Source organism: Polynucleobacter sp. 35-46-11 (assembly GCF_002281105.1).
On record NZ_NCFJ01000084.1, the window covers coordinates 1 to 8,004 of the forward strand.

9 protein-coding genes and 1 pseudogene are annotated in these 8,004 nt (G+C 45.9%); 1 reads left to right on the forward strand and 9 read right to left on the reverse strand.

The window, feature by feature from the left end:
* Positions 1–123: 123 nt before the first annotated feature.
* Both B7Y67_RS07985 and B7Y67_RS07990 read right to left on the reverse strand, forming a co-directional pair.
* Positions 124–465, reverse strand: a complete 342-nt coding sequence (locus B7Y67_RS07985) for a M15 family metallopeptidase (RefSeq protein WP_293598183.1) — start codon at positions 463–465, stop codon at positions 124–126.
* On the reverse strand, positions 462–995 hold the full coding sequence (locus tag B7Y67_RS07990) for a hypothetical protein (protein ID WP_293598184.1): 534 nt from the start codon (positions 993–995) through the stop codon (positions 462–464). Before B7Y67_RS07990 ends, B7Y67_RS07985 begins: the two co-directional genes overlap by 4 nt.
* Here B7Y67_RS07990 and B7Y67_RS07995 point away from each other — a divergent pair.
* Positions 994–1,173, forward strand: coding sequence for a hypothetical protein (locus B7Y67_RS07995; protein WP_293598185.1), 180 nt, complete (start codon positions 994–996; stop codon positions 1,171–1,173). The two genes, B7Y67_RS07990 and B7Y67_RS07995, sit on opposite strands and share 2 nt — an antisense overlap.
* Here the strand turns inward: B7Y67_RS07995 and B7Y67_RS08000 are convergent.
* The 7 genes and pseudogenes from B7Y67_RS08000 to B7Y67_RS08030 all read right to left on the reverse strand — a co-directional run.
* Positions 1,170–1,580, reverse strand: a complete 411-nt coding sequence (locus B7Y67_RS08000; RefSeq protein WP_293598186.1) for a hypothetical protein — start codon at positions 1,578–1,580, stop codon at positions 1,170–1,172. The two genes, B7Y67_RS07995 and B7Y67_RS08000, sit on opposite strands and share 4 nt — an antisense overlap.
* Before the next feature lie 10 nt (positions 1,581–1,590).
* Positions 1,591–2,637 carry a phage major capsid protein gene (locus tag B7Y67_RS08005; RefSeq protein ID WP_071461894.1) on the reverse strand — a complete coding sequence of 349 codons (1,047 nt, stop codon included), beginning with the start codon at positions 2,635–2,637 and terminating at the stop codon, positions 1,591–1,593.
* 526 nt (positions 2,638–3,163) lie between these two features.
* Positions 3,164–3,676 carry a hypothetical protein gene (locus B7Y67_RS08010; RefSeq protein ID WP_293598187.1) on the reverse strand — a complete coding sequence of 171 codons (513 nt, stop codon included), beginning with the start codon at positions 3,674–3,676 and terminating at the stop codon, positions 3,164–3,166.
* Positions 3,677–3,693: 17 nt separating this feature from the next.
* Positions 3,694–5,091: a hypothetical protein gene (locus tag B7Y67_RS08015; RefSeq protein ID WP_293598188.1), complete on the reverse strand. Its 1,398-nt coding sequence runs from the start codon at positions 5,089–5,091 to the stop codon at positions 3,694–3,696.
* Positions 5,069–7,015 (reverse strand): hypothetical protein, encoded by a 1,947-nt coding sequence (locus tag B7Y67_RS08020; protein ID WP_293598189.1) that lies wholly within the window; start codon positions 7,013–7,015, stop codon positions 5,069–5,071. Before B7Y67_RS08020 ends, B7Y67_RS08015 begins: the two co-directional genes overlap by 23 nt.
* 60 nt (positions 7,016–7,075) lie before the next feature.
* A complete protein-coding gene (locus tag B7Y67_RS08025) occupies positions 7,076–7,360 on the reverse strand; it encodes a hypothetical protein (RefSeq protein WP_293598190.1) in 285 nt (94 codons plus the stop codon).
* A pseudogene (locus B7Y67_RS08030) lies at positions 7,347–8,004 on the reverse strand (hypothetical protein); the annotation flags it as partial. The pseudogene B7Y67_RS08030 and the gene B7Y67_RS08025, both read right to left, overlap by 14 nt.

Consider the following 8,004-nt stretch of genomic DNA (forward strand, 5'->3'; position numbering starts at 1 on the left):
ATACGATTTAAGACACAATTTAAATTTCTATCTTCTTTAATTCTGAAATTGTAATTAAATGAGTTCAGTTACTAGAATTGCAGTGACTACTTCTGGCCGATAGCCGACCTCTGGGGGTTAACCTCAACACACCCGTTCAAAATGTGGCACATCCACAAATCCTTTGAAATTTCCACCCCATCTATTCTTAGGGTCTAGGCTTTCCCAGTATTCGCCAACCGTACGGATGAGATCTTTATCCCAGACAAGTTTTCCATTCCAGAAGAAATTGAAATCAATAGCGCAGCGCCTTAGATGATTGCTGTTCATTGTTTTAGACCTACCGCTTTTGAAATAGATCTCTTGCTGCTCTGGTGAGCGCCAAAGCTCCCCACCAGTGATTACCCATCCTTCTGCAGCTGCAAACTGAATGAGGCGACTGACGTCAATTAGGAATGCTGCCTGCTCTTTTACTAAATTGCTCATTGCTCTTCTTTTTTGTTTAAGCCATGCATACGCATCTCAAAGATCTTTTCTACCGATCTACCGCCAAAGTAAGCCAGCATGACTAGTTGCCCCCATTCTCCTAGGAGCTTTACATAAGCCTCATTGATATCAATTCCCATGGCGGAGAGCAAAGCGAACAAGAGGTAGGCCGTGAGGATGTACACCAATGTACCTGGACGAATGTTCTTTGATAACTTGGAATCGCTGCCCATATCTGATTGCCAGCGCTGCGTGGCATTCTCTTGTGAAGCACGATGCATCTCCGCTAGAAGCTTGGATTCCTCAATCTCCAACTCCTTTTGCTTGAGCGTGTATTGCAAAAGGAGTTGCTCTTGTTCAATCTCTAGCTGCTTGAGCTTAATGAGATCTTCCTGACTGGGGTTGTCTGGAATACGCGCACCAATCTTGCTCTCAATAAATTCCTTACCTTTAGCCTGGACCGCGCCCGCAAGTAGACCAAGGCCATTTACGGCCAAGGTTTGTACTAGAGAGGCGATGATTGGAAGCATGTCATTAGTTCTTTTCTTGATGCTTGGAATATGGAAGTCCACCGCCCCACTACCGCCAAGGCTTTTAATTGGTGTTGGCAGTGGGGCGCAGTTACGCGCGCCCACACACCATGGTTACTTCAACACCCGCAGCCGCACCCAAACACCTGCTGCTAGCGGTGGTCTTCCCTACTGCTAGCGTTTCTTGGCTCCTTTAGTTTCTGGTGACTCTTGATGAGGTCCTGCTTGATCAATAGTCTCTTCTAATGCTTTCTCTTGCGCTGGAAGCTGACCCTCTTTCATCAAGCCCTCCACGATCTCCATTAGGCGATCGCCATCATCCTCACCAAAGACTTTGGCTACGACCTCATGGCCATACTTAGCGCATAGGCGGTCGTACTCCTGCTCTGGAGTAATGGTGGTCTTTGAAGGGCGCTCGAACACCGTGACGTTCTCGCGCCCAAAGAGATTGCGAAGGATATTAGTTTCATACGGCGGTACGTACACATGGATGGTTGTGAAGGCATCTCTGCGCACTACCGCTTCCACCTCTTTAATTTGGAAGTCGCTATGAATGAGCTCTTTATGGTTCATACTGTTGTTCATTTCTTCCTCCTTATTGAATTGCCAATACCGCATGGGCATTCGCTCGTGAGATAGATAAAGCGCAGCGCAGATTAACCATGGCATACATTGCCAAGGTATCGTGCGGACGGATTGGGGCAACGATGTCTAGATCGTCATCGCGCAGCTTCATAAATCGAGTGTTGAGGAAATAACAACGCTTACTCCACTCCACCGTGCGATTAGCCATGGCATCAAGCTCATCAAACTGTGGATCCCAGATGATCTCCACTCCTTTAAAAGCTAAGCCAGTGTTAACGCCTGCTCCAACGCCAGCATCGATGTACTTGGTCTCACCTGATCCAGCGATATGAGTCACTGTCACCTGCTTGCGATAGGTATCAATGAACTTACCCCCAGCGATGATGAAATCAGGGCTACCGCCATGTTTAATACATTGACGCCATGCAGTTTCCATCTCACCTACTAAGTTCCCTGGCGATGTTGAGGCAATGTCTTTGACTGCGTAGTTACGCCAGTAGCTTGCTTTGGCTCGATCAATACCGCCTACTGTGCCAGCATCAGGCGCTAGGCTGACTAGGCTATCTAAACCAACTACTGCATCTGCGCCGTGTGAGCCGTCGCGGTGTAACTCTAAGTCCAGCTTATTGAGGAATCCTTCTCGTAGGACTTCTAATTGCTCATCCAAGAGGTTGATTAGTTGTACGCGTTCGTTGTATTCGAGCTGAAAACCTCGAGCCCCGCCTTCACGCACTTTGATCCCGTTACTGAATAAGCGGTCATAGTCAATATAGAGACCATCCACCGCCCTACGCCACGGGAAGGAGGCTTGCTCAGTGGTATTGCGTTTATTGAACTTGACCGTCTCTTCTCCAAACGCCCAGCTAAAGTTACTGCCGTGTTCTTTGCGGATATTTTCGACTACGTTCTGTTTTGCGCCTAATAAGCTCTTACGCCCCTCCATGAGTTTTTTAAGGAAAGGTCTCTCTACAGCGATTTGATCGACTGGTAGATTGCGTAAGTACTCATCTAAGGAAACCTTAGCTAACTCTTGCAAGTCTGTATTTGAAATTGGCATATGCCACCCCATCAATAGTTATTTAATAAATTGGTTGGCTTCAATACCTGGTGATGGAGCGTGAACCCATCCATTGCTACGCTACTAGGCGCGACTCTAGCTTTAACGCATTGACATGAAGCAGTAGATAGAGTGTTTAGCTCTCTCTACATGAATTGATTATTGGGGTACTTGGTAAGGGGTTTGGATATTTCTGGGGTTTTTATTTGCAATGAACCCACTTCTGCTTCTATGGTCAAGGCTCCTTTTTGTCACCTTAACCATCGAAATAGTGTCTTTTAGGCATCGCACATCAAGGTAAGCTTCGCCACCCCTCTGGGGTGACCTTGATTTTGCAGGCAGTGTCGGTAAATTTTTAGCCAAAGAAAAAGGGCCCGAAGGCCCTTTCCTTGAGATCTTATGGGATCTCGCTGCGAGGCTCTGTTACCCCTGCTGGCTTGCAGGACCTATTGCTAGGCAGCTAGTTCGTATACTCACTCGCTCTCGAACTGTCTTTGTAAGATTATTACCCCCTGAAAAACTTTTGTCAAGATACCCCCAGCACATCACACACCAAGCCCTTAAAACGCCATTTTTGCGCATTTTTACCAGACTTTAACGGGCTGATATAGGCACTTTTGACATAAAGTTTTAAATCTACAGCATTGGCACTTCCCATCCTTTCTAAGCTAAAAAATATGGAATACGGCTGTGGTCCATTCGGCGAATCAATCACAATCTGCGATACATAGGTGTAACTTTTATCTGACCGATAAATAAGCCCGTTTAACAAAGTCTGCATTACTGTAGGTAAATGCTTTGAGCACTGGTAACGTAGCGGATCAAAAGCTCTTAACTCTCTGAGATACCTATAGACATGCTCTTCACGATGTTTGCTTGAGTCAAACTCCTCTGTAAAGCAGTGACATCCAAATGTCACGAAAATTTGGATGGCCTGATCCACACGATTGATTGCCAAATCAAGGCCCAAGGTAATTGGCTTTAAGTGTTCAAAAGTAAAAAGCTGCCCTTGAAACTGCTTGTGTGAAAAATCACTCATGACCTAGTAATAGGCCCTTAAATTCCCATATTGCCAAGATGCTGGGCTATCCGGTCCATTGGTTGCTCAGAGCTAGCTACTGGCGAACCTAGAGTTGCTGTTCGTGCTCTTATTGGCTGAGGCTGTGGCTGAGCCTTGGGTTGATAAGTCTCAACCATTGACTTGGACCAATCTGGCGCAGACAAACCAATCGAGTTGTAAATTGAATCAATTACAGGCCACCACTCAGAAGCCTGATTGTTTTGCACGAACACATTCATATAGAACGGGTCTTGCATGTATTTCAGAAACAATACTGACTTATGCGTGTGATCAATCTCATCCTCACGAGTTGAGAGGTACTTGAGCATCTCTTTTTTAGCTTCATCTACAACGTTAAATAGCTTAGGCTTTAGATAACGCTCTGCTGCATTCTGGGGCGGGTCCTGACGCTTTGCACGCTCCTGTGTATCCAAGATGCTGCCTACTAGCTCACCTTCAACCTGGTAGCCGTGCACTTCATCTAATAACTTCTCGACCCTTGCTTTAAGAGTTTGGTTTTCTTTTGCAAGATCGCGGTTGGTATTGATGATCTTCTGAAATCGATTCTCACTACGAGCTGCTTGTGGCACTTGCTCCTGATCTTGAGGTGCTGGTTCAGCGCCCGTTAGGATGCCGTCAATAAGCTCTTTGCCACTTTCTACTTGCACTTCTGACTGTGGCGCAGCTTCTACAGTGTGAACGGCAGGTGCGGGCATCAGCGCGCTCATGTCATAAGCTGCTGGCAACTCTGTCCTAGCGCCTTCGCTTGCATCGATAGTAGGTATTGATGCTGGCACATGGACCGCGCCCTTCACTATTTGCAATACCAGCTCCTCAGGTTCCAACTCCTCCAGCTCTTCTGGATCCTCAAGCTCTTTAGTCACCATTACCGGCTTTGAAGCTTCTGTCTTGGTTGCATCTGGGGCTTTACTTAGATCATCCAATAGCGCTGCTGCCTGGGTTTGCTTTTGGTTTTGACGCTCTAGCTCTTGCTGCTTTGCCAATAGTGCAGCAACTTCAGCGGCAGCTTGTTCTGCCGCTTGCTTCTCTTTGTTTTCTGCAAGCCTTCTATCCAGGTCTTGTTGTCTTGCTAAACGAGCGGTCTCCTTGGCTGCAACGACCTTTAGCCTTTCCTCTTCATCACGAGCTGATTTTTCCGCGGCCTTACGCTGCTTTTCTTCTTCGGCAGCTTGTCTTGCTTTAGATTGCTCAGCTAATTCAATGGCGCGATCTTCCCTGGCTTTATTGCGTCTTGCGGCTGATTCGGCTGCATGCTTTTCATATGCCTCCTTTTCTAGGCGCTCACGCTCACGCTTGGCTTCACGGTCTTGCACCCGCTGAATCGCACCACCATTGGTTAATACTCCAGAACTAAAGTTTTTCACTTCTTGCATCTGCTGTCTCCTCTTTTGATTGTTGTTCTGTACTGCGCTTGTCTCCACCCATTTGCCACATCCGATTCATCGAAAGATCGCTGTTGATATCTACGTATCCCTCCGCTTGCTTTTCTATGTTCGGTATAAATAGATTTGAATCGATACGATCGTCATACCGCAAGAGAGTCTCGTGTAGGAGATTACGGATATGTTCGTAATCCATTCCTCTAGCTTGTAGGTTTTGCATCTGAATTGATAGATTCGTAATCATGGGTAAAACCTTGAGCCAACTCTCTTTGTCTTCTATGCCATCCGGCGCTCCAGTGGTGCCCGCTCTTATGCGTAGATCTACCATGTCAAAGATTCGGTCTTTAGTGAGTGCTGGCCAATCGTAGGTTTTTTCCATGGTCATGACTAGTTCGCCATTGACCATGGTGGCATTAGTACTTGGTGGCCCCATGTAGCGCTCTACTTGCTCTTTGGTCAGTTCTTGTAAAAGAACTTGGGCGCTGTATTGCGCAATCTCTTGTAGCCAATCTTCTATCTGGTCTTTAAATTCGAATACGCGCCCTGATAAGGCTCTTTGTAGAATGTTTGCTTCGGTTGCTGTCTTAGGCCTGACTACTGTGGAGCGCGCAGCATCTTGCAAGCCAGTAACTTGCTCCCAGTCATAACGCACTGCACTGGTGTCATAGACGATGGGGTCGATCTTGGGGTGGCCTCTGGGAATAATCACTTGATTTAGAGGCTTGCCTTCTGTATCAATAATCGTGATCTCGCCAAATCTTGAATCTGAGTGCTTCTTAATGGTCTTTTCATTGATATCGGCTGATGCTACCCACCCCGGAATGCAGAGGTCTCGATGTTGATTAAACCGATCCCTGGCTTCGTTATGCTCATCCTGCAATCGCTCAGTCAGATCAACCAGGCTTGGACCAACGAACTGACCATCGACTACTTGGTATGGCAATAAGAAGAATGGGTACCAGCGCTCTCCGGCTCTTGGTGGGGAGTAAGGTTCGCGTAGCCATTCAGTCGCGCCTTCCACCATCGTATAAACACGCTGGGTAGCTCTATCCCAGATCTCTAGTACCGCTATCTGCTGATCATCTATGACTGAGCCTGAACCAGCATTCATCTGCAATGAGGCTAAGCGTTTGGCTTTCTTATGAGATGGTTCGCCTTGGCCAGGTTGATAGATCTTGGCATTAGCTAGATTCTTCTTGTAGAGCGCTTCTGCTTGGCCGCGCTTCATTGGGATGATTTGGCAGATCCAGTCTGCATCGGTGTAGTCCCAGAACTCACAGATTGAGGGGTCGATGAGAAGGTTTTCCGTAAGGACTCTATCGATTACTAAGCCTTCAGCGGATTGCACTTCGGTTTGCTCTTGTAGTGACTTGATGAGCTCTTCTAACTCTGCCTTCTTTACATCATGATGATGTTGATCATCGCCTTGAAGGTCTCGCGCTAAGTCTTCTATGGCCAGGAGGTTTTCTTGGGCATCGTTGATGCGACCCTGGATATATGAATCCTTGCCGGGGTCTCGCTGATACATCACTTTGAGAATTCCGAAGCTACAGGTAAGCGCCGCTCTTACAGTCGACTTGGCTCGATTCTTTAACTGAGCATGTTCTAGAGCTCTATTGGTGACCTTCTCCAATGTTTTACAGAAGAGCTTAATATCCGCGCCCGAGTGGGTGGGTGTTGTAGATATTTCTGGATTGCGTGCATAGACGTTAGGAAGAACTGCAGAGATGGTGCCATGAATAAGGTTGGCTCTTAGGCTATAGAAGTCTTTGCCAGTGGGGTCGGCATTCCAATTAAACCCAGCAACAGTATTGCGATTGTGTCTTACGCGTTTATGGAATGTTGCCCAGTGAGAGCGCGCATGTGTGATGCGGGCGGTCCATTTTTGTTGAAGGTCTTTGCGGTCTTGGGGCACATCCCATTTATAAACTCAGAAAATATAGCGGATGGATTTATTTGCAATTTATTTAAAATACTAAAGTAAACCATATTGACTCATTTCAGAGCGAACCTCTTTAATTTCCCTATTTAATTGAGCAAGATACTCATTTGCGACTTGAGAAAATAAATCGTCCTTAGCTTGTCCCAATTTAACCTCAAAATCTCCACTCTTAATGTGAATAATAATTTTATTAAAAGCATCCTTAACTGCGTTTGGGTCATCCTCTGACATCGGAATGCAAATCTCTGCATCACCTAACCTGAATTTGATGAAAAATTTTTCATCACTATTTACAACGCTTGCATTAACTGTTTCCATAGATTTTTCCCCTCTCACCAAATGCATCTTCCCCTCCCTCGAGAGTTCTCATGCTTATATTTTTCCAGTCTAGGCGGTCATCTGGGTTCTCCGGGTTAACAAGATCATTTGAGAAAGGGTTGCCTATGTAGGTGCTGTATCCCCCCTGACCATAGCATCGGTATAGGGAGCTATAGGGAAGGGTTCTAACAGCAATATTTGCATCATGAGTTGAGATAAATACCCTTTTCCCTGCCTGTGCTCGCTCTTTAATTATCGGAACGATAACATCGTTAATATAGTCATTACCCAAACTTCTTTCTGGCTCATCCAAGATATACACCTCCTTGTCAGTAGCAAGCTCTTTTTGCAACATAACCATAGAAGCTTCGCCACTTGATGGCGAATATGGAAGTCCGTTGAGCGAAAAGTACCTTTTAAATAAAAGCAACTCCAAAACCGTTTTGATATCTTCCACATTTTCTATTGAATTAAGCTCGGCAATGCTCTGAAATACATCATTGTCATAAGCTTTCTCATAAATTTTTCGCACACAATTTGCAAAATATTTTTGGGGCTTCTTGTTAATATCTTCCAAACTTAAAAATCCGCCATCCACTACAGAACCACTTTGGAATTTAAATTCTGTGCAATATTTTAAGTCG